The organism is Burkholderia sp. MSMB617WGS, assembly GCF_001532025.2.
In the GTDB taxonomy this organism is placed as follows: domain Bacteria; phylum Pseudomonadota; class Gammaproteobacteria; order Burkholderiales; family Burkholderiaceae; genus Burkholderia; species Burkholderia savannae.
This window is the reverse complement of record NZ_CP013457.1, coordinates 1,275,369-1,294,974: the sequence shown is the minus strand read 5'-3', so window position 1 is coordinate 1,294,974 and position 19,606 is coordinate 1,275,369. Positions and strand designations below refer to the sequence as shown.

19 protein-coding genes are annotated in these 19,606 nt (G+C 66.8%); 3 read left to right on the top strand and 16 right to left on the bottom strand.

Annotated elements, in window-relative coordinates; all coding sequences use genetic code 11:
* Positions 1–100: 100 nt before the first annotated feature.
* Positions 101–589: an Lrp/AsnC ligand binding domain-containing protein gene (locus tag WT60_RS06430; protein ID WP_038745568.1), complete on the bottom strand. Its 489-nt coding sequence runs from the start codon at positions 587–589 to the stop codon at positions 101–103.
* Between the two features lie 147 nt (positions 590–736).
* Between WT60_RS06430 and WT60_RS06425 the strand changes: the two genes are divergently transcribed.
* A complete protein-coding gene (locus tag WT60_RS06425; protein ID WP_038745570.1) occupies positions 737–2,023 on the top strand; it encodes a D-amino acid dehydrogenase in 1,287 nt (428 codons plus the stop codon).
* Between the two features lie 120 nt (positions 2,024–2,143).
* Here WT60_RS06425 and WT60_RS06420 read toward each other — a convergent pair whose 3' ends face one another.
* The 6 genes from WT60_RS06420 to WT60_RS06395 form a co-directional block, all read right to left on the bottom strand.
* Positions 2,144–3,934, bottom strand: a complete 1,791-nt coding sequence (locus WT60_RS06420) for an acyl-CoA dehydrogenase (protein WP_038745571.1) — start codon at positions 3,932–3,934, stop codon at positions 2,144–2,146.
* A 106-nt stretch (positions 3,935–4,040) separates the two neighbouring features.
* A complete protein-coding gene (locus WT60_RS06415) occupies positions 4,041–4,976 on the bottom strand; it encodes an FAD-binding protein (RefSeq protein WP_038745573.1) in 936 nt (311 codons plus the stop codon).
* Positions 4,977–4,991: 15 nt separating this feature from the next.
* Entirely contained in the window at positions 4,992–5,741 is a 750-nt protein-coding gene (locus tag WT60_RS06410; RefSeq protein ID WP_038745575.1) for an electron transfer flavoprotein subunit beta/FixA family protein, read from the bottom strand.
* A gap of 223 nt (positions 5,742–5,964) precedes the next feature.
* Positions 5,965–6,759, bottom strand: a complete 795-nt coding sequence (locus WT60_RS06405) for a MetQ/NlpA family ABC transporter substrate-binding protein (protein WP_081989426.1) — start codon at positions 6,757–6,759, stop codon at positions 5,965–5,967.
* An 85-nt stretch (positions 6,760–6,844) separates the two neighbouring features.
* Positions 6,845–7,498: a methionine ABC transporter permease gene (locus tag WT60_RS06400; protein WP_038745579.1), complete on the bottom strand. Its 654-nt coding sequence runs from the start codon at positions 7,496–7,498 to the stop codon at positions 6,845–6,847.
* The gene (locus WT60_RS06395) at positions 7,488–8,522 is read right to left on the bottom strand and encodes a methionine ABC transporter ATP-binding protein (protein WP_038745581.1); all 1,035 of its coding nucleotides are present in this window, start codon (positions 8,520–8,522) and stop codon (positions 7,488–7,490) included. Before WT60_RS06395 ends, WT60_RS06400 begins: the two co-directional genes overlap by 11 nt.
* A gap of 308 nt (positions 8,523–8,830) precedes the next feature.
* Here WT60_RS06395 and WT60_RS06390 point away from each other — a divergent pair, with 308 nt between their 5' ends.
* Positions 8,831–9,670, top strand: coding sequence for an alpha/beta hydrolase (locus tag WT60_RS06390; protein ID WP_082759541.1), 840 nt, complete (start codon positions 8,831–8,833; stop codon positions 9,668–9,670).
* Between the two features lie 305 nt (positions 9,671–9,975).
* Here WT60_RS06390 and WT60_RS06385 read toward each other — a convergent pair whose 3' ends face one another.
* Positions 9,976–10,899 (bottom strand): histone deacetylase family protein, encoded by a 924-nt coding sequence (locus WT60_RS06385; protein WP_059584558.1) that lies wholly within the window; start codon positions 10,897–10,899, stop codon positions 9,976–9,978.
* Between the two features lie 178 nt (positions 10,900–11,077).
* Between WT60_RS06385 and mltB the strand changes: the two genes are divergently transcribed.
* Positions 11,078–12,370: a lytic murein transglycosylase B gene (gene mltB / locus WT60_RS06380; protein ID WP_060356870.1), complete on the top strand. Its 1,293-nt coding sequence runs from the start codon at positions 11,078–11,080 to the stop codon at positions 12,368–12,370.
* A gap of 89 nt (positions 12,371–12,459) precedes the next feature.
* On the opposite strand, the gene cysM is transcribed toward mltB, so the two are convergent.
* The 8 genes from cysM to WT60_RS06335 form a co-directional block, all read right to left on the bottom strand.
* The gene (gene cysM / locus WT60_RS06375; RefSeq protein ID WP_038745590.1) at positions 12,460–13,362 is read right to left on the bottom strand and encodes a cysteine synthase CysM; all 903 of its coding nucleotides are present in this window, start codon (positions 13,360–13,362) and stop codon (positions 12,460–12,462) included.
* Positions 13,363–13,630: 268 nt separating this feature from the next.
* Positions 13,631–13,948, bottom strand: coding sequence for a helix-hairpin-helix domain-containing protein (locus WT60_RS06365; protein ID WP_038745592.1), 318 nt, complete (start codon positions 13,946–13,948; stop codon positions 13,631–13,633).
* Between the two features lie 71 nt (positions 13,949–14,019).
* Entirely contained in the window at positions 14,020–15,012 is a 993-nt protein-coding gene (gene rfaD, locus WT60_RS06360) for an ADP-glyceromanno-heptose 6-epimerase (protein WP_038745594.1), read from the bottom strand.
* Between the two features lie 58 nt (positions 15,013–15,070).
* Positions 15,071–16,060, bottom strand: a complete 990-nt coding sequence (rfaE1, locus tag WT60_RS06355; RefSeq protein WP_059584553.1) for a D-glycero-beta-D-manno-heptose-7-phosphate kinase — start codon at positions 16,058–16,060, stop codon at positions 15,071–15,073.
* Complete coding sequence (locus WT60_RS06350; protein WP_059584551.1) at positions 16,026–17,429, bottom strand: UDP-glucose/GDP-mannose dehydrogenase family protein; 1,404 nt, start codon at positions 17,427–17,429, stop codon at positions 16,026–16,028. The genes rfaE1 and WT60_RS06350 overlap by 35 nt, the downstream gene beginning before the upstream one ends.
* 101 nt (positions 17,430–17,530) lie before the next feature.
* The gene (lapB, locus tag WT60_RS06345; RefSeq protein ID WP_038745598.1) at positions 17,531–18,700 is read right to left on the bottom strand and encodes a lipopolysaccharide assembly protein LapB; all 1,170 of its coding nucleotides are present in this window, start codon (positions 18,698–18,700) and stop codon (positions 17,531–17,533) included.
* 52 nt (positions 18,701–18,752) lie between these two features.
* Positions 18,753–19,046, bottom strand: a complete 294-nt coding sequence (locus WT60_RS06340) for a LapA family protein (RefSeq protein WP_004195986.1) — start codon at positions 19,044–19,046, stop codon at positions 18,753–18,755.
* Between the two features lie 222 nt (positions 19,047–19,268).
* The gene (locus tag WT60_RS06335; protein ID WP_038745600.1) at positions 19,269–19,592 is read right to left on the bottom strand and encodes an integration host factor subunit beta; all 324 of its coding nucleotides are present in this window, start codon (positions 19,590–19,592) and stop codon (positions 19,269–19,271) included.
* Positions 19,593–19,606: the final 14 nt, after the last annotated feature.

Below are 19,606 nucleotides of genomic sequence, written 5' to 3'. Positions count from 1 at the left end.
GCCGCGAATGACAAAACCGCCAATTACTGTATAAACATACAGTAATTGGCGGTTTGTGCCAAGCGCCGAGAATTCGCGCCCGCGCGCACGCGCGCTCGCCTCACTCGTCGACCGCGATCGCCAGCGTCTCCTTGATCTCTTCCATCACGACATAACTCTTCGACTGCACGGCGCCCGGCAGTTGCAGCAGGATGTCGCCGAGCAGCTTGCGGTAGTCGGCCATCTCGCCGATCCGCGCCTTGATCAGATAGTCGAAGTCGCCCGACACCAGATGGCATTCGAGCACCTCGTCGATCTTCATCACCTCGCGCCGAAACTGCTCGAACATGTTGCCGCTCTTGTGATCGAGCGTGATCTCGACGAATACGAGCAGCGCCGCGCCGAGCTGCGCCGGGTCGACGCGCGCGTGATAGCCCGTGATCACGCCGTCGCGCTCCATCCGCCGCACCCGCTCGATGCAAGGCGTGACCGTCAGGCCGACGCGCTCGGCGAGGTCCTTCATCGCCATGCGGCCGTCCTCTTGCAGCAGCTTCAGAATGCGCCGGTCGAGCTTGTCGAGCGCGCGTACCGGCTGGCGTTGGGTTCTCATCGTTTTTTTACTGAAAATTGAAAAAATACAATAACAAAACCTATAGTTTCAACAATACCATAGCGCAAAAAACTAGGTTGGGTGGAAATCGCAGAGCGCACCGGGTGTGCCGCGCGCCGCCCGGCGTCTTCTCTATCCGGAGCAGCTATGCGAGTGGTTATCTTGGGCAGTGGCGTGGTCGGCGTGGCGAGCGCCTATTATCTGGCTCGCGCGGGCCATGAAGTCACGGTGATCGACCGCGAGGCCGGTCCCGCCCTCGACACGAGCTTTGCGAACGCGGGCCAGATCTCGCCCGGCTACGCGGCGCCGTGGGCCGCGCCCGGCGTGCCGCTGAAGGCCGTCAAGTGGATGTTCGAAAAGCATGCGCCGCTCGCGATCCGCCTCGACGGCACGCGCTTCCAGCTGCAATGGATGTGGCAGATGCTGCGCAACTGCACGACCGAGCGCTACGCGCTGAACAAGGGCCGGATGGTGCGCCTCGCCGAATACAGCCGCGACTGCCTGCAGGCGCTGCGCGCCGACACGGGCATCCAGTACGAAGGACGCACGGGCGGCACGCTCCAGGTTTTCCGCACGCAGCAGCAGCTCGACGGCGCCGCGAAGGACATCGCGGTGCTACGCGAGGCGAACGTGCCGTTCGAGCTGCTGTCGAGCGACGAGCTGAAGAAGGCCGAACCGGCGCTCGCCGCGGTCTCGGAAAAGCTGACGGGCGGCCTGCGGCTGCCGGGCGACGAGACGGGCGACTGCCAGCTCTTCACGACGCGCCTCGCCGCGCTCGCCGAGCAGCTCGGCGTGAAGTTCCGCTTCAACACGAGCATCGACGCGCTCGCCATCGCGGGCGGCAAGATCGCGGGCGTTCATTGCGGCGGCGAGATGGTGCGCGCCGACGCGTACGTGGTCGCGCTAGGCTCGTACTCGACGGACTTCGTCGCGAATCTCGTGAAGATTCCGGTGTATCCGCTGAAGGGCTATTCGATCACCGCGCCGATCGTCGACGCGGCGAAGGCGCCGGTATCGACCGTGCTCGACGAAACCTACAAGATCGCGATCACCCGCTTCGACGATCGCATCCGCGTGGGCGGGATGGCGGAGATCGTCGGCTTCGACAAGCGGCTGCGCCAAGCGCGCCGCGAAACGCTCGAAATGTGCGTGAACGACCTGTTCCCGGGCGGCGGCGACACCGCAAGCGCGTCGTTCTGGACCGGCCTGCGTCCGATGACGCCGGACGGCACGCCGATCGTCGGCCGCACGCCGGTGCCGAACCTGTTCCTCAACACGGGCCACGGCACGCTCGGCTGGACGATGTCGTGCGGCTCCGGCCAACTGCTCGCCGACCTGATGTCGGGCAAGAAGCCGGCGATCCGCGCGGATGACCTGTCCGTGCATCGCTATCTGAGCGAAACGGACGGCGAGCATCGTCCCGCCTACGCATGACGCACTGACGCGCGAATCGGGCGGCCCGCATGCGCGGCCGCGTTCAAAAGGAACGGCGCCCGAGGGCGCCGTTTTTCGTTTCAGCGTTTCGTTTCGGCGTCTAGCCGCCGAGCCGGACGATCAGAACTGGTCTTCCGTCAGCGCGAACACGCCCTGCCCGCCCTTCGCGCCGACGATCGACGCTTCGAGCCCGCTCGCCTGCGCGAGAATGTGCTCTGCGTAGAACTGCGCGATCGCGATCTTCGCGTCGTAGAACTTCGGATCGTCGGCGCGTTTTTGCTGCGCGGCGAGCAGCGCGCGCGCCATTTGCCAGCCGCACAGCACGACGCCCGCGAGCTTCAGATACGGCACGCTGCCGGCAAACACCGCGTTCGGATCGCCCTTCACGTTCGCGACGACGAAGTCGACGACGGCCGACAACGCGCGCGCGCCGTCTTCCAGTTGCGCCTTCATCGCGGCGAATGCCGGGCCATCGTGCGCGCCCAGCGCGTCGGCCGTCTGCCGGATCTCGCCGACGATCGCCTTCGCGACTGCGCCGCCGTCGCGCGCCGTCTTCCGGCCGACGAGGTCGTTCGCCTGGATCGCGGTCGTGCCTTCGTAGATCGCGAGAATGCGCGCGTCGCGGTAGTACTGCGCGGCGCCCGTTTCCTCGATGAAGCCCATTCCGCCGTGCACCTGAATCCCGAGGCTCGCGACCTCGTTGACCATCTCGGTGCTCCAGCCCTTCACGACCGGCACCAGATACTCGTAGATCGCCTGATGCCGCGCGCGCACGCCTTCGTCGGCGGCGCGGTGCGCGTGATCGCAATGCGCGGCGGCGACGTAGGACAGCGCCCGCGCGCCTTCCGTGAGCGCGCGCATCGTCGCGAGCATCCGGCGCACGTCCGGGTGATGAATGATCGTCACCGACTGCTTCGCGGAACCGTCGACGGGACGGCTCTGCACGCGCTCCTTCGCGAACTCGGCGGCCTTCTGGTACGCACGCTCGGCGACACCGATCCCCTGCATCCCGACGCCGAAGCGCGCCGCGTTCATCATGATGAACATGTACTCGAGGCCGCGGTTCTCTTCGCCGACGAGATAGCCGATCGCGCCGCCGTGGTCGCCGTACTGCAGCACCGCGGTCGGGCTCGCCTTGATGCCGAGCTTGTGTTCGATCGACACGCAGTGCACGTCGTTGCGCGCGCCGAGGCTGCCGTCGTCGTTGACGAGGAACTTCGGCACGATGAACAGCGAGATGCCCTTCACGCCTTCGGGCGCGTTCGGCGTGCGCGCGAGCACGAGGTGGACGATGTTGTCGGCCATGTCGTGTTCGCCCCACGTGATGAAGATCTTCGTGCCGAACACCTTGTACGAACCGTCGCCCTGCGGCTCCGCGCGCGAGCGCACGAGCGCGAGATCGGAGCCCGCCTGCGGCTCGGTCAGGTTCATCGTGCCCGTCCATTCGCCGGAAATGAGCTTCGGCACGTAGCGGGATTTCTGTTCGTCGGTGCCGGCCGTGAGGAGCGCCTCGATCGCGCCATCGGTCAGAAGCGGGCACAGCGCGAACGACAGGTTCGACGCGTTCAGCATTTCGATGCAAGGCGTCGCGATCAGCTTCGGCAGGCCCTGGCCGTCGTATTCGGTCGGATGCTGGAGCCCCTGCCAGCCGCCCTCGACGAACTGGCGGAACGCCTCCTTGAAGCCGGGCGTCGCCGTGACGGCGCCGTCCTTCCAGCTGCTCGGATTCTTGTCGCCTTCGACGTTGAGCGGCGCGAGCACCTCGCCGCAGAACTTCGCCGATTCGTCGAGCACGGCGTGCGCCGTATCGAAGCCGGCGTCCTCGTAGCCGGGCAGCTTCGCGACCTCATCGATGCCGGCCAGCTCCTTCATCACGAACAGCATGTCCTTGACGGGTGCGGTATAGCTCATGTTGCTCCTCTCCTAGTCTGCTTATGGTGTGAAAAGGGGCGCTCGCCGCGCCCCTTTGTTCATGTTCGACCTGCTCGCGCGTTGAACGCAACGCGCGCGGCGCGCGTCAGCCGAGCTCGTTCACGAGTTCCGGCACGAGCGTGAACAGATCGCCGACGAGGCCGTAGTCGGCCACGCTGAAGATCGGCGCTTCGGGGTCCTTGTTGATCGCGACGATCACCTTCGAATCCTTCATGCCGGCCAGGTGCTGGATCGCGCCCGAGATGCCCACCGCGATGTACAGCTGCGGCGCGACGATCTTGCCCGTCTGGCCCACCTGATAGTCGTTCGGCACGTAGCCCGCGTCCACCGCCGCGCGCGACGCGCCGAGCGCCGCCTGCAGCTTGTCGGCGAGCGGCTCCAGCACCTTCGTGTAGTTCTCGCCGCTGCCGAGGCCGCGGCCGCCCGACACGATGATCGACGCCGACGTCAGTTCCGGACGATCGAGCTTCGTCACCTCGCGGCTCACGAACTGCGACACGCCCGCGTCCGCCGCCGCGTCGATCTTCTCGACCGGCGCGCTGCCGCCTTCGGCCGCGACCGGATCGAAGCCCGTCGCGCGCACCGTGATCACCTTGATCGGATCGCTCGACTGCACCGTCGCGATCGCGTTGCCCGCGTAGATCGGGCGCTCGAACGTATCGGCCGAATCGACCGCCGTGATGTCCGAGATCTGCGCGACGTCCAGCTTCGCGGCGATCCGCGGCGCGATGTTCTTGCCGTATGCGGTCGCCGGCGCGAGGATGTGCGAGTAGTCCTTCGCGACGTTCAGCGCGGTCGCCTCGACGTTTTCCGCGAGACCGTCCGCGAGTTGCGGCGCGTCGGCCAGCAGCACCTTCGACACGCCCGCGATCTTCGCCGCCGCGTCCGCCGCGCCCTGCGCATCGCGGCCCGCGACCAGCACGTGAATGTCGCCGCCGATCTTCACCGCGGCGGCCACCGTGTTCAGCGTCGATGCCTTGATCGATGCGTTGTCGTGTTCGGCAATTACCAGAATCGTCATTTCTTTGCGCTCCCCTTACAGCACCTTGGCTTCGGTCTTCAGCTTTTCGACCAGCGTCTTCACGTCCGGCACCTTCACGCCCGCCGCACGCTTGGGCGGCTCCGCCACCTTCAGCGTCTTCAGGCGCGGCGCGACGTCCACGCCGAGGTCTTCCGGCTTCACCGTCTCGAGCGGCTTCTTCTTCGCCTTCATGATGTTCGGCAGCGTCACGTAGCGCGGCTCGTTCAGGCGCAGGTCGGTCGTCACCACGGCCGGCAGCGTGAGCGACAGCGTCTCCGCGCCGCCGTCCACTTCACGCGCGACGATCGCACGGCCGTCCGCCACCGTCACCTTCGACGCGAACGTCGCCTGCGGCAGATTCGCGAGCGCGGCCAGCATCTGGCCCGTCTGGTTCGAATCGTCGTCGATCGCCTGCTTGCCGAGGATCACGAGCTGCGGCTGCTCCTTGTCGACCAGCGCCTTCAAGATCTTCGCCACGCCGAGCGGCTGCACTTCGTCGTTCGATTCGACGAGAATCGCACGGTCCGCGCCGATCGCGAGCGCCGTGCGAAGCGTTTCCTGAGCCTGCGCGACGCCCACCGACACCGCGATCACCTCGGTCGCCACGCCCGCTTCCTTCAGGCGCACCGCCTCCTCGACCGCGATCTCGTCGAACGGATTCATCGACATCTTCACGTTCGCGATATCGACGCCCGTGCCGTCCGACTTCACCCGGACCTTCACGTTGTAATCGACCACTCTCTTCACTGGCACCAGGATTTTCATGCACACGCTCCAAAGTTACGAACACGACCAGCGGCCATTTTATAGCGAGGCTCGGCCGCGCGGCGGCGACGCCGGTCATTCAATTTGCGGCTACCGAGGATAGCGTCCCCTTGCGGCATGCCGACAATAGCGAACGGTCGTTCTATTTTAAAAGAGAAAAAACCCGGACGCCAAGCCCGGGTTTTCGATTTCCGCCTCTAATCGGCGGCGCCCCTCGTTTCGCTCACCACGCGGCGATCACCGCGCCGCCGAATTGACGCTCGATGAAGCGCTTCACGTCGGGCGACCGGTACGCGGCGACGAGCTTCGCGACCCACGGCTTGTCCTTGTCTTCCGAGCGCACCGCGAGAATGTTCGCGTAAGGGCCGTTCGGACCCTCGATCGCGATCGCGTCCTGTTTCGGCTTCAGGCCCGCTTCCATCGCGTAGTTCGTGTTGATCGCGGCGGCGTCGACATCGGCGAGCGAGCGCGGAATCTGCGCCGCGTCAAGCTCGACGATCTTCAGCTGCTTCGGGTTATCGACGATGTCGAAGCGCGTCGCCTTCAGGCCCGCGCCGTCGCGCAGCTTGAGCAGCCCCTGCTTCTGCAGCAGCAGCAACGCGCGGCCGCCGTTCGTCGGATCGTTCGGGACCGCGATCCGCGCGCCCGGACGCAATTCCGCGAGCGATTTCACGCGCTTCGAGTAGATGCCCATCGGGAACGTGACCGTGTCCGCGACCTTGACGATCTTGTAGCCGCGATCCTTCACCTGCGCTTCGAGATACGGATAGTGCTGATAGCTGTTCGCGTCGAGGTCGCCCGCCGCGAGCGCCGCGTTCGGCTGCACGTAGTCGGAGAACTCGACGATCTTGATGTCGAGCCCGCTCTTCGCGGCGACCTTCTTGACTTCCTCCATCACCTGCGCGTGCGGGCCGCCCGTCACGCCGACCTTGATCGTCTGCGCCTGCGCATGCGCGCTTGCGACGCACGCGGCCGCGCCCAACGCGGCGGCGAGCTTCAGCATCGTTCTTCGTTGCATCTCCGGATCTCCTCACCGGTTGCGGCGCCGTCGCCGCCGCGTATCGCGTATCGCGGCGCGCGGCGCTCGTTCGTCTTCGATTGCGCTACTTGTGGCTCAGGCGCCGCACGAGCCAGTCGCCGAACGACTGCGCGATCTGCACGAACACGATCAGGATCGCGACGACCGTCCACATCACTTCGGGCAGATAGCGCTGATAGCCGTAGCGGATGCCGAGATCGCCGAGGCCGCCGCCGCCGATCGCGCCCGCCATCGCCGAATAGCCGACGAGCGACACGAACGTGATCGTGAGCCCCGCGACAATGCCCGGCAGCGATTCAGGCAGCAGCACCTTGAACACGATCTGGCCCGTCGTCGCGCCCATCGCCTGCGCGGCTTCGATGAGGCCGCGATCGACTTCGCGCAGAGCGGTTTCGACGAGCCGCGCGATGAACGGCGCGGCCGCGATCGTGAGCGGCACGACAGCGGCCGCCGTGCCGATCGACGAGCCGACGGCAAGACGCGTAAACGGAATCACCGCGACGAGCAGGATGATGAACGGCGTCGAGCGCACCGCGTTGACGATGCCGCCCAGCACGCGGTTCACCGCGAGGTTCCGCAGCACGCCCTGGCGGTCGGTCAGGTACAGCAGCACGCCGAGCGGCAGACCGACGAGCGCGCCGACCGCCCCGGAGATGCCGACCATGATCAGCGTCTCCCAGAACGACTGCACGAACATATCGAACATTTCACTCAACATACGAAAGCTCCTCGACGACCACGCCCTGCTCGCGCAGATACGCGAACGCCTGCCCCACCTTGCCCGGCTCGCCGGTGGCGAGCACCGCGAGCGACCCGAACGCGCGGCCCTGGATTTCGTCGATCTGGCCGTGCAGGATGTTGAAGTCCAGCTCGTAGCGGCGGATCGTCTCCGACAGGATCGGCTGATCGACGCCCGAGCCCGTGAACGCGAGGCGCAACAGGTGCCCGGAGCCCGTCTTCAGGCGCTCAGCGACGCGCGCCTTCATCGCGGGCGGCAGTTCCTGCGCGATCACGTCGCCGATCAGCGCGCGCGTGACTTCGTGGTGCGGACGCATGAACACGTCGATCACGTTGCCTTCCTCGACGACGCGCCCCGCGTCGAGCACCGCGACGCGATCGCACACGTCCTTGATCACTTCCATCTGGTGCGTGATGAGGACGATCGTGAGGCCGAGCTCGCGGTTGATGCGCCGAAGCAGGTCGAGGATCGCGCGCGTGGTCTCCGGATCGAGCGCGGACGTCGCCTCGTCGGACAAGAGCACCTTCGGCCTGCTCGCGAGCGCGCGCGCGATGCCGACGCGCTGCTTCTGGCCGCCGCTGATCTGCGCCGGATAGCGGTCTTTCTGCGCGGCGAGGCCGACGAGATCGAGAAGCGGCAGCACCGTCGCCTCGATCTCCCCGCGCTTCACGCCCGCGAGCTCGAGCGGCAGCGCGACGTTGTCGAACACCGTGCGCGACGACAGCAGGTTGAAGTGCTGGAAGATCATCCCGATATCGCGCCGCGCGCCGCGCAGCTCGCCGGCGGACAACTGCGTCAGGTCGCGCCCGCCGACGGACACGCTGCCTTCCGACGGCCGCGTGAGCAGGTTGATCGTGCGCACGAGCGTGCTCTTGCCGGCGCCGCTGCGGCCGATGATGCCGAAGACCTCGCCCTGCGGAATCGTCAGATTAACGTTGTGCAGCGCCTCGATCCAGCCGCGAGGCCCCTCGAATCGCTGCGAAAGGTTGCGAATTTCGATCATGTAAACAAAGCGGCGGAACCGCTCAGCCGGATGTGCCGGGCTTCGCTGTCGACCGCCGCCGCATCTAGGTCTAGGGAATAACCCGCGAGTTTACCGCATCCGCCACATTTCACTTAATAATCGATTTCCACCTTTTCATAACCAAACGCGATTAGAGGGCTGCGCCCGCACGGGCCGTCACGGACGGCGTCTATGATCGAGCGCATCCTTCATAACAACTCGCTCCGGAGACTCACGCCATGGACGCTGCCGCTTCGACTTCGCTCCGCTCCGCCGCTGCCGCCGGCGCGGCCCCGCAGCGCGGCAACCTGCGCACGGCCGACGGGCTCGCGCTCGCGTCGTACCGGTGGCCGGCTGCGCCGGGGTTCGCGGCGCCGCGCGCGAGCGTCGCGCTCGTGCACGGGCTCGCCGAGCACGCGGGACGCTACCAGGCGCTCGCCGAGCGGCTGAGCGCGGCGGGCATCGAAGTCGTCGCGATCGATCTGCGCGGGCACGGGCATTCGCCCGGCGAACGCGCATGGATCGAGCGCTTCGATCAATATCTGCAGGATGCGGATGCGCTCGTCGCGAGCGCGGCGCGCGACGGCACCCCGCTCTTCCTGATGGGGCACAGCATGGGCGGGGCGATTGCCGCGCTCTACGCGGTCGAGCGCGCGCCCGCGCGCCGCGCGGGCTTCGCGGGCCTGATCCTGTCGAGCCCCGCGCTCGCGCCGGGCCGCGACGTGCCGAAGTGGATGCTCGCGATGAGCCGCTTCATCAGCCGCGTATGGCCCCGCTTTCCGGCGATCAAGATCGACGCCGCGCTGCTGTCACGCGATCCGGCCGTCGTCGCCGCGAATCGCGCCGATCCGCTCGTCCATCACGGTTCGGTGCCGGCGCGCACCGGCGCCGAAATTCTCGACGCGATGCGGCGCATCGAGGGCGGGCGCGCGGCGCTGCGCGTGCCCGTGCTCGTCTATCACGGCACCGCCGACAAACTGACGGAGCCCGACGGCAGCCGCGACTTCGGCCGGCACGTCGGCTCGCCCGACCGCACGCTCACGCTATACGAAGGCAACTATCACGAGACGATGAACGATCTGGAACGTGAGCGCGTGATCAGCGCATTGATCGACTGGATTCTTGCGCGTGCGCCGGCGCACGGGTAATGCCGGGACCAAGCGGAGCGCAAGGACACCGGAACACGTTGCGCGAAGACGGGAGCGACGCGAGGTGAAGAACGGCGCGCCGCCAGCGCCGCGCGGATTCGCAACCGGCGCGGCGGCCGCGCCACCGCGCCATCGCGCCACCGCTGCCTGAGCGCTCGCCTGGTCGATCGGGCGCGCCGCCGCGAACGGGATACGATCTCCGCCGCGCGTTGCCGGCGCTTGCCGATGCGCGCCGGCGCTCGACAGCCGGCGTCGCGCGCCATCGCGCACGTCATCGCTCGCCCGTCGCTCGCCGTCTCGCGAGCTCACACCCCGGCGAGCACACGCAGATGCGCGACCACGCTGCGCCCGAGCGCGGACAGGTTGTAGCCGCCTTCGAGGCAGCTCACGATGCGGCCTTGCGCATGCCGCCGCGCGACTTCGCAGATCTGCGTCGTGAGCCACTCGTAGTCGGCCTCGACGAGCCCCATTCCGCCGATGTCGTCCTCGCGATGCGCGTCGAACCCCGCCGATACGAACAGCATCTGCGGCTTGAACGCGTCGAGCCGCGGCAGCCACATCAGGTCGACCGCCTCGCGCACCGCCATTCCGTTCGTGCGCGCGGGCATCGGCAGATTGACCATGTTCGGCGCCTGATGGTCGACGCCCGAGAACGGATACAGCGGATGCTGGAAGAAGCCGCACATCAGCACGCGCTCGTCGTTCGCGAACGCAGCCTCGGTGCCGTTGCCGTGATGAACGTCGAAATCGATGATCGCGACGCGCTCGAGGCCATGGATCTCGAGCGCATGGCGCGCGGCGATCGCGACGTTGTTGAAGAAGCAAAAGCCCATCGCGCGCGCGGGCTCCGCGTGATGGCCAGGCGGGCGCACGCTGCAGAACGCGTTGTCGTAGCGGCCCTCGAGCACGGCGTCCGTCGCCTCGACGGCCGCGCCCGCGGCGCGCAGCGCCGCGCGCCACGTGTAGCGGTTCAGCGACGTGTCGGGATCGATCTCGACGTAGCCTTCCTTCGGAATCCGGCTGCGGATGTAGTCGATGTGCGCCTGCGTGTGCACGCGGGCAAGCGCCGTCTCGCTCGCGAACGGCGCCGTCTCGTGGACGATCAGATCGTCGATGCGGCTCGCGATCAGTTGATCCTGGATCGCCGACAGCCGCGCCGGCGACTCGGGATGCCACTCCCCCATCTCGTGCAGCATGCAGTCGGGGTGCGTGTAAAAGGCCGTTGGCATAAGCTCGTTCCGCGACGCGGCCGGTGCGCGCCGCAGGTCTCCGTCAAGGATGTCCGCGATATCGTCTGGTGCGAAGTTCGCCGCTAACTTACCACAACGCGCCCCGCGCCGGGCCGGCGCGGCGGGCGCGTCGGTTATACTGGCCCGAAATCATCCGCCTCGTCCGCCTCGCTTCGACATGACTTTCAACCAGCCTGCCGCCCCCGCCTCGCTCGCCTTCCGCCTTCGCTTCCCGCTCGCCGCGCTGTCGCTCGCCGCAACGCTTCTCGCGTCCGCCGCCGTCGCGCAAACGCAGCCCGCCGCGGCCGTCGACGCGCAAGCGCAGCCGCAAACGCAACAGCAACAGCAACAGCAACAGCAGCCGCAGCCGCAGCCGCAGCCGCAGCCGCAGCCGCAGCCGAGCGTGCAGCAAGGGCAGACGTTCGAAGAAGAAATCGTTCCGCAGCGCTACGCGAACAACCCGAAGATCGACGCGTTCATCGCCGACATGGCCGCGCGCCACGATTTCGACGTGAACGCGCTGCACACGCTCTTCGCGCGCGTCAGCTATTCGGCGACCGCGGCGAAACTCGTGATGCCCGCGCCGTCGCCCGCCGTCAAGAACTGGCGCGTCTACCAGTCGCGCTTTCTCGACGCCGTGCGCGTGAACGCCGGCGTGAAGTTCTGGCGCGCGAATCAGGGAACGCTGCAGCGCGCAGCGGCGGAATTCGGCGTGCCGCCGGAGGTGATCGTCGGCATCATCGGCGTCGAGACGATCTACGGCCGCTACATGGGCAACTTCCGCACGCTCGACGCGCTGACCACGCTCGCATTCGACTATCCGAACACGCCGAATCGCGACTCGCGCCAGGAGACGTTCCGCAAGAACCTCGAAGACTTCCTCGTGTGGACGCGCGACAGCCAGCTCGATCCGACGAGCGTGCTCGGTTCGTACACGGGCGCCGTCGGCATCCCGCAGTTCCTGCCGAGCAGCATCCGCGAATACGCGGTCGACTACGACGGCAACGGGCACATCGATCTGCGCGCGAGCCAGGCCGACGCGATCGGCAGCGTCGCGAATTATCTGAAGCAGCACGGCTGGGAGACCAGCCGCCCGGTGGTATGGAACATCGCGCCCGACACGGGCAGCCTGGGCGTCGCGCAAGCGGCGGCCGACGGCCGCCCCGAGCCGCACTGGGCGCTGTCGCAGTTGCTGCGCGCGGGCCTCGTGCTCGACGAGCCGTCCGTCAACATCGCATCGGAGGCGAGCACGCCCGTCACCGTGATCGATCTGCCGACGCCCGGCCGCGCAACCGAATACAAGCTCGGACTGCAAAATTTCTACGTGCTGACCCGCTACAACCGCAGCTTCTTCTATGCGCTCGCCGTGTATCAGCTGGGCGAGCGCGTGAAGGCGCAGATGGAAGCGAGCGGCGCGCTGACGGCGCCGCCGGACAATGCCGCGCCCACCGCGCAACCGTCGTCGGAATGACATTGCGCGCGGCCTGCGCCGTCGCGTCAATGAAAAAGCGCCGCTAGCGGCGCTTTTTCATTGACGGCCCCGCGCAGCCAGACCGCGCGTCACGCGGGGAACACGCCCGTCGACAAATAACGGTCGCCGCGGTCGCAGACGACGAACACGATCGTCGCGTTCTCGACCTGCCGCGCGACGCGCAGCGCGACTTCGCACGCGCCGCCCGACGAAATTCCGCAGAAGATGCCCTCGACGGCCGCGAGCTTGCGCGCCATCGCCTCGGACGCGGCCTGGCTCACGTTCTCGACGCGATCGACGCGGCTGCGATCGAAAATCTTCGGCAGATACGCTTCCGGCCATTTGCGGATGCCCGGAATGCGCGAGCCCTCTTCCGGCTGCGCACCGACGATCTCGATGTTCGGATTCCTCTCCTTCAGATACTGCGACGTGCCCATGATCGTGCCCGTCGTCCCCATCGCGGACACGAAGTGCGTGATGCGGCCCTCGGTCTCGCGCCAGATCTCAGGGCCGGTGCCTTCATAGTGCGCGATCGGATTGTCGGGATTCGCGAACTGATCGAGGATCACGCCCTTGCCTTCGCGCTGCATCTGGTCGGCGAGATCGCGCGCGAACTCCATGCCGCCCTTCACCGGCGTCAGCACGATTTCAGCGCCGTACGCGGCCATGCTCTGGCGGCGCTCGACGGACAGATCCTCCGGCATGATCAGCACCATCTTGTAGCCGCGGATCGCCGCCGCCATCGCGAGCGCGATCCCGGTGTTGCCGCTCGTCGCCTCGATCAGCGTGTCGCCCGGCTTGATCGTGCCGCGCTCTTCCGCCTTGCGGATCATCGACAGCGCGGGGCGGTCCTTCACCGACCCCGCCGGATTGTTGCCTTCCAGCTTCGCGAGAATCACGTTGTTACGAGCGCGAATCTCGTCGTCCGGCAAGCGGACGAGCTGCACGAGCGGCGTATTGCCGATCGTGTCTTCGATAGTTTTGTAAGCCATGAACGTCACGTTTATCCGATGCCGATGAGTGGATCGATTGTAAACCAGCGGAGAAACGTACGCGCACGACGGCCGTCAAGCCCTGACCGCCGCCGCGGACATTCGGTGGCTCTCTCGAGCAATGCGCTGCGGCCACGCAAAAAGCCCGCGGCGTGCGCCGCGGGAATTCGCCGCCGAAGCAGCGCCTGAAGGAGACATCGCCGTTGCCGCCGACCGTGCGATCGCTCGACCGCGGGATCGTCGGCGCCGGAATCGTCAGCAGCCCGGATTATTTCTTGCCGGCGGCCGCCGCTTTCTGCGGCGCCGCGGATGCGGCGGGCGCACGCGCCGCGCCGATCGCGAGGCCTTCGGCCTGCAAGCGCTCGACCGTCTTGCCGCCCATGCCCTTCACCCTGCGCGAGAGATCGGCCGCATCCTTGTACGGGCCGTGTGCGCTCCGCTCGTCGATGATCGCCTTGGCCTTCGCCGGGCCGATGCCCCTGATGCCGCGAAGCGCATCGTCGTTCGCGGCGTTGACGTCGACGGCAGCCCATCCGTGCGCGGCCGCGGCGCACAGCGCGACCGTCGCGAGAAGTTTCTTCAGCATCTGGATCTCCGTAGAAAAACGGCCGGCGGCTGCCGACCGTGAGATCCAGTCTAAGGATGCGGGCGCGCCGCTCAAAGCTGGCCGAACAGCCAACGCACGTAACGGTCGACGCCCTCTTGCACCGTCAGGAACGGCGCATCGTAGCCCGCCGCGCGCAGCTTCGTCTGGTCGGCCTGCGTGAAGCACTGGTACTTGCCGCGCAGCGCGTCCGGGAACGGCACGTATTCGACGAGGCCCGCGTCCACCTGCTCGCCAAGCGTGAGCGCGGGCTTGCCTTCGAGCGCGCGCAACGTGTTGACCACCGTCGTCGCGATGTCGTTGAACGGCTGCGCGCGGCCGGTGCCGAGATTGAAGATGCCCGATTTCTCCGGATGGTCGAAGAAATACAGGTTCACCCTCGCGACGTCCTCCACCGACACGAAATCGCGCGTCTGCTCGCCCGGGCCGTAACCGTTGTATTCGCCGAACAGCTTGACCTTGCCCTCGGCGCGGAACTGGTTGAAGTTGTGGAACGCGACCGACGCCATCCGGCCCTTGTGCGACTCGCGCGGCCCGTACACGTTGAAATAGCGAAAGCCCGCGATTTGGCTCTTCGCGCTCGGCAAGACGCGGCGAATCACCTGGTCGAACAGGAACTTCGAATAGCCGTAGACATTCAGCGGCGCCTCGACCTCGCGCTCCTCGACGAAGCGCGTCGAGCCGCCGTAGATCGCCGCCGACGACGCGTACAGGAACTGCGCGCCCTGCGCGAGGCACGCGTCGAGCACCGCGCGGCTGTAGCGGAAATTGTTGTCCATCATGTAGCGGCCGTCGTGTTCCATCGTGTCCGAACACGCGCCTTCGTGGAACACCGCACGCACCTTGCCGAATTCGCCGCGCGCGAAGCGCTCGACGAATTCGGTCTTGTCGAGATAATCGTCGATCTCGCAATCGACGAGGTTCTTGAACTTGTCCGCGCGCGTCAGATTGTCGACCGCGATGATGCGCGTCTCGCCGCGCTCGTTCAGCGCCTTGACGATGTTCGCGCCGATGAAGCCGGCCGCGCCGGTAACGATGAGGGTCATGATCGTCCTACCGATGAAAATGGGCACACGGCGCGCGGCAGCGCGCGCCATGCGCCGTTCAATGAAACAGTTCGTCGTACTCGACGGTCGCGGTGCCGAGCTTGCCGACCACGATGCCCGCCGCGCGATTCGCGAGCACGACCGCCTCGACGAGCGGCAGCCCCGCGCCGAGCATCGTCGCGACGGTCGCGATCACCGTGTCGCCCGCGCCCGACACATCGTACACCTCGCGCGCAAGCGCGCTCACGTGCAACTCGCCGTCGTTCGAGAAGAGCGTCATCCCCTCCTCCGAGCGCGTGAGCAGCAGCGCGTCGAGTGCGAGCTCGGCGCGCAGCTTCGTCACGCGCGCGTGCAGGTCGTCCTCGGACGTCCACTGCCCGACGACCTCGCGCAGCTCCGCGCGGTTCGGCGTGATCAGCGACGCGCCGCGATAGCGCGCCCAGTCGGCGCCCTTCGGATCGACGAGCACGGGCTTGCCCGCCGCGCGCGCCTTCGCGATCATCGTCGTCACGTGCGTGAGCCCGCCCTTCGCGTAGTCCGACATCAGCACGACGTCGTACGAAGGCAGCAGCGCGTCGAAGCGCGCGAGCCCCGCGAGCAGCACTTCGTGCGTCGGCGCCGCCTCGAAGTCGACGCGCAGCAATTGCTGCTGCTGCGCGAGCACGCGCAGCTTGATCGTCGTCGGCAGCGACGGATCGCGCTCGAGATACGGCGTCACGCCGCTTTCGCCGAGCAGCTCGACGAGCCGCTCGCCCGGCTCGTCGCCGCCGACGACGCACAGAAGGCCTGCCTGGCCGCCGAGCGTCACCGCGTTGCGCGCCACGTTCGCCGCGCCGCCCAACCGCTCCTCCTGCCGCTGCACGTGCACGACGGGGACGGGCGCCTCGGGCGAGATCCGGTTGACGTTGCCGAACCAGTAGCGGTCGAGCATCACGTCGCCGACCACGAGCACGCGCGATTTCGCAATCTGCTCGCGCGGCACGCCGCTCGCCGAGGCGGCGAGCGGCGCGCGCTTATCCGCGCGCGGAGGAAGAGACGGGCTCGACATAGGGGCGTCCAATCGCGTGGTAATCGATGCCGAGTTCGGCCATCGCATCGGGTTCGTACAGGTTGCGGCCGTCGAAGATCGCGGGCGCCTTCAGCACCGCCTTCAGATGCGAGAAATCCGGGCTCTTGAATTCCTTCCATTCGGTGACGATGACGAGCGCGTCCGCGCCTGCGAGCGCATCGTCGGCCGAGTCGACGAACGCGATCCGCGCGAGCGCGTCGGGCGCATCGTGCAGGTCGAGCGCGAACACGCGCCGCGCCTCGTCGATCGCGACCGGATCGTACGCGCGCACCGTCGCGCCGCGCGCGAGCAGCGACGCGATCAGGCGCCGGCTCGGCGCTTCGCGCATGTCGTCGGTGTTCGGCTTGAACGCGAGCCCCCAGACGGCGAACGTGCGGCCCGTCAGATCGGCGCCGTAACGCTGCTCGATCTTGCCGAGCAGCACGTTCTTCTGCGCGTGGTTCACTTCCTCCACCGCCTCGAGGATCTTGAGCGGCTGGCCGTTTTCGCTCGCGGTGCGGATGAGCGCCTGCACGTCCTTCGGGAAGCACGAGCCGCCGTAGCCGACGCCCGCGTACAGGAAGTGATAGCCGATCCGCGGATCGGAGCCGATCCCGCGCCGCACCGCCTCGATGTCGGCGCCGACGCGATCCGCGAGATTCGACATCTCGTTCATGAACGAGATGCGCGTCGCGAGCATCGCATTCGCCGCGTACTTCGCGAATTCGGCCGAGCGCACGTCCATGTAAATCGTCCGCTCGTGATTGCGGTTGAACGGCGCGTAGAGCTTTTTCATCTTCTCGCGGGCGATCGCGCCCGCTTCGTCGTCGTCGACGCCGATGATGATCCGGTCGGGCCGCATGAAATCGTCGACGGCCGCGCCCTCCTTCAGGAACTCGGGGTTCGACACGACCGAGAAGCGATGCCCGGCGCTGCCGGCAAGACCGCGCGCGGCGAGCGCCTCGTCGATCACGGCGCGCACGCGCTGCGCGGTGCCGACGGGCACCGTCGATTTGTCGACGATCACCTTGTAGCCCGCCATGTGACGGCCGATGTTGCGCGCCGCCTCGAGCACGTATTGAAGATCGGCGGAGCCGTCCTCGTCGGGCGGCGTGCCGACCGCGATGAACTGGATCTCGCCGTGCGCGACGCTCGCCTCGACGTCCGTCGAAAACGTGATGCGGCCCGCGGCGCGCGTGCGCGCGATGATTTCCTGCAGCCCGGGCTCGTGAATCGGCATGCCGCCGTTGTTCAGGATGTCGATCTTGCGGGGATCGACGTCGAGACAGAACACGTCGTGGCCGATCTCGGCGAGACACGCGCCGGTGACGAGGCCCACATAGCCCGTGCCGATGATGGTGATCTTCATAAGTATTCCGATGATTCGCTCGAGCGGACGGCGTCCGCCCGGTTCAGGCCCGCGCCGGCGATGTCACGCCGGCTGGCGCGGCCTGCCCCATTACTGCCCCGCTACGCAACGGCGGGCTCGACGCGCCGCGGCGCATAGGTTTCCCATCCGCTGCATCCGGGGCACTGCCAATAGAAGAGGCGCGCCCGGAAACCGCAATTCTGGCATGTATATCGTGGCAAATTTTTGGTGCGCTGCTTGACGAGCGTGCGCATCATTTCGAGCTCGGCGCGGCGGGGCTCGTCGGCCGCGGCGATCTGCGCATCGAGCAAGTGCAGCATGCCGGACAGATTCGGCGCCTTTTCCATCTGCGAGCGCGCGAGCGCGTGCGCGGCGCCGTTGCCGCGCATCTGCGCGACGTACTGATAGACGACGTCGAGCAGATCGTTCGACGGATAGCGCCGCGCGTAGTCCGTCAGCAGATCGGCGCCGTCGGCCGCCCGATCGAGCGCCACGTAGGATTTCATCAGCTTGTCGGCGACGAGCGGCAGGTACGCGGGATTCTGCGTCTCGATCCGGCGCCAGTGCTCGATCGCCGCGAGATGGTCGCCCGCTGCGGCGGCAGCGTCGCCCGACAGGATTGTCGCACGCGCGTTCTGCGGATTCACCGCGAGCGCGTCGCGCAGATGCCCGGCCGCGAGTTCGGCGTTCTTGCGCAGCAGCGCGTCCTGCGCGAGCTCGCAATGGAATTGCGAGATCTCCGTCGCAAGGCGCGGCGCGCCCATCGATTCGATTCGCGTCGCGGTGTCGATCGACTTGTTCCAGTCCTTTTCGATCTCATAGATCGTGAGGAGCGCGCGCTGCGCGTCGAGCGCGTAGTCGCCTTCGGAGAGCTTGTGGAACGCCTCTTCCGCGCGGTCGAGCAGGCCCGCCTTCAGGAAATCCTGCCCGAGTTCGAAGAGCGCGTGATCGCGCTCGTTCACGGGCAGATCGTTGCGGCTCAGCAGGTTCTGATGGACGCGAATCGCGCGGTCCGTCTCGCCTCGACGGCGAAACAGGTTGCCAAGCGCGAAGTGCAGCTCGACCGTTTCGGGATCGAGCTTCGCGACTTCGATGAACGCGTCGATGGCTTTATCCGGCTGTTCGTTCAGCAGGAAGTTCAGGCCACGGAAATACGAGCGCGGCAGATTCGCGCTCTCGGACAGCAGCTTGTTGAGGTCGTAGCGCGACGCCATCCAGCCGAGCGCGAACGCAACGGGAATGGCGAGCAGCCACCAGAAATCGAGATCCATGCGACGTGTCGAAAAAAACCTGGGCCGCGCATCGTGCGCGGCGTCGGCATCGTTAAATGACGGGCGGCATCGGCGGCTGGTCGACGACGGCCGGGTTCTCGCGCACAGCGCGCAAGTCGCGCTTCAGGCGGCCGTTCTCCATCCGCATCCGGAAAATCGCGGGCAGCGCAGACAACAAACCCGCGATCAGCCCGACGCCGAAGAACGCGAGGCCGATCAGGATCAGCGGAGCCTGCCAGTTGTACCCGGCTAGAAAATTCAGCGTGGCGCTTTGCGTATTGGCCAGCGCAAGCACCAGCAGCAGCACGAACACCAGCACACGGATCAACCAGACGATGAACTTCATGACTCCCTCTCTTTGACTGAGATTGTTCGGCAGCGCGTGCGACTCCCCTTCGCAGCGCTTCAGGCGCCCCGTATTGTAAAGGAAGCGTTTCGCGCTTCGTGAATCGCTTGTGCCGGCGCTTGACACGCTTCGCGAAACGCGCGCGGCGCGCCAAAGAAAAAGCGCCCGCGAGGGGCGCTTTCTTTCAGCCATGCTGGTTCGGCATCGACCGCGGCGGAACCGTCACTCGCCGCTTTCCGGCTCGTCGTTCTTCAACGGCTCGCCGGCACGGCCGTCGACGCGCTCGCGCAATTCCTTGCCGGGCTTGAAGTGCGGCACGTACTTCTCAGGCACCTGCACTTTCTCGCCCGACTTCGGATTGCGTCCGACGCGCGCCGGACGGCGGTTCAGACCGAAGCTGCCGAAGCCGCGAATTTCGATGCGATGCCCTTTCGACAAGGCGTCGGACATCGCATCGAGCATCGTTTTCACCGCGAAATCCGCATCCTTCAACACGAGCTGCGGAAATCGCGATGCCAGCTGGGCGACCAACTCGGATTTGGTCATACTTCAGCAGACCT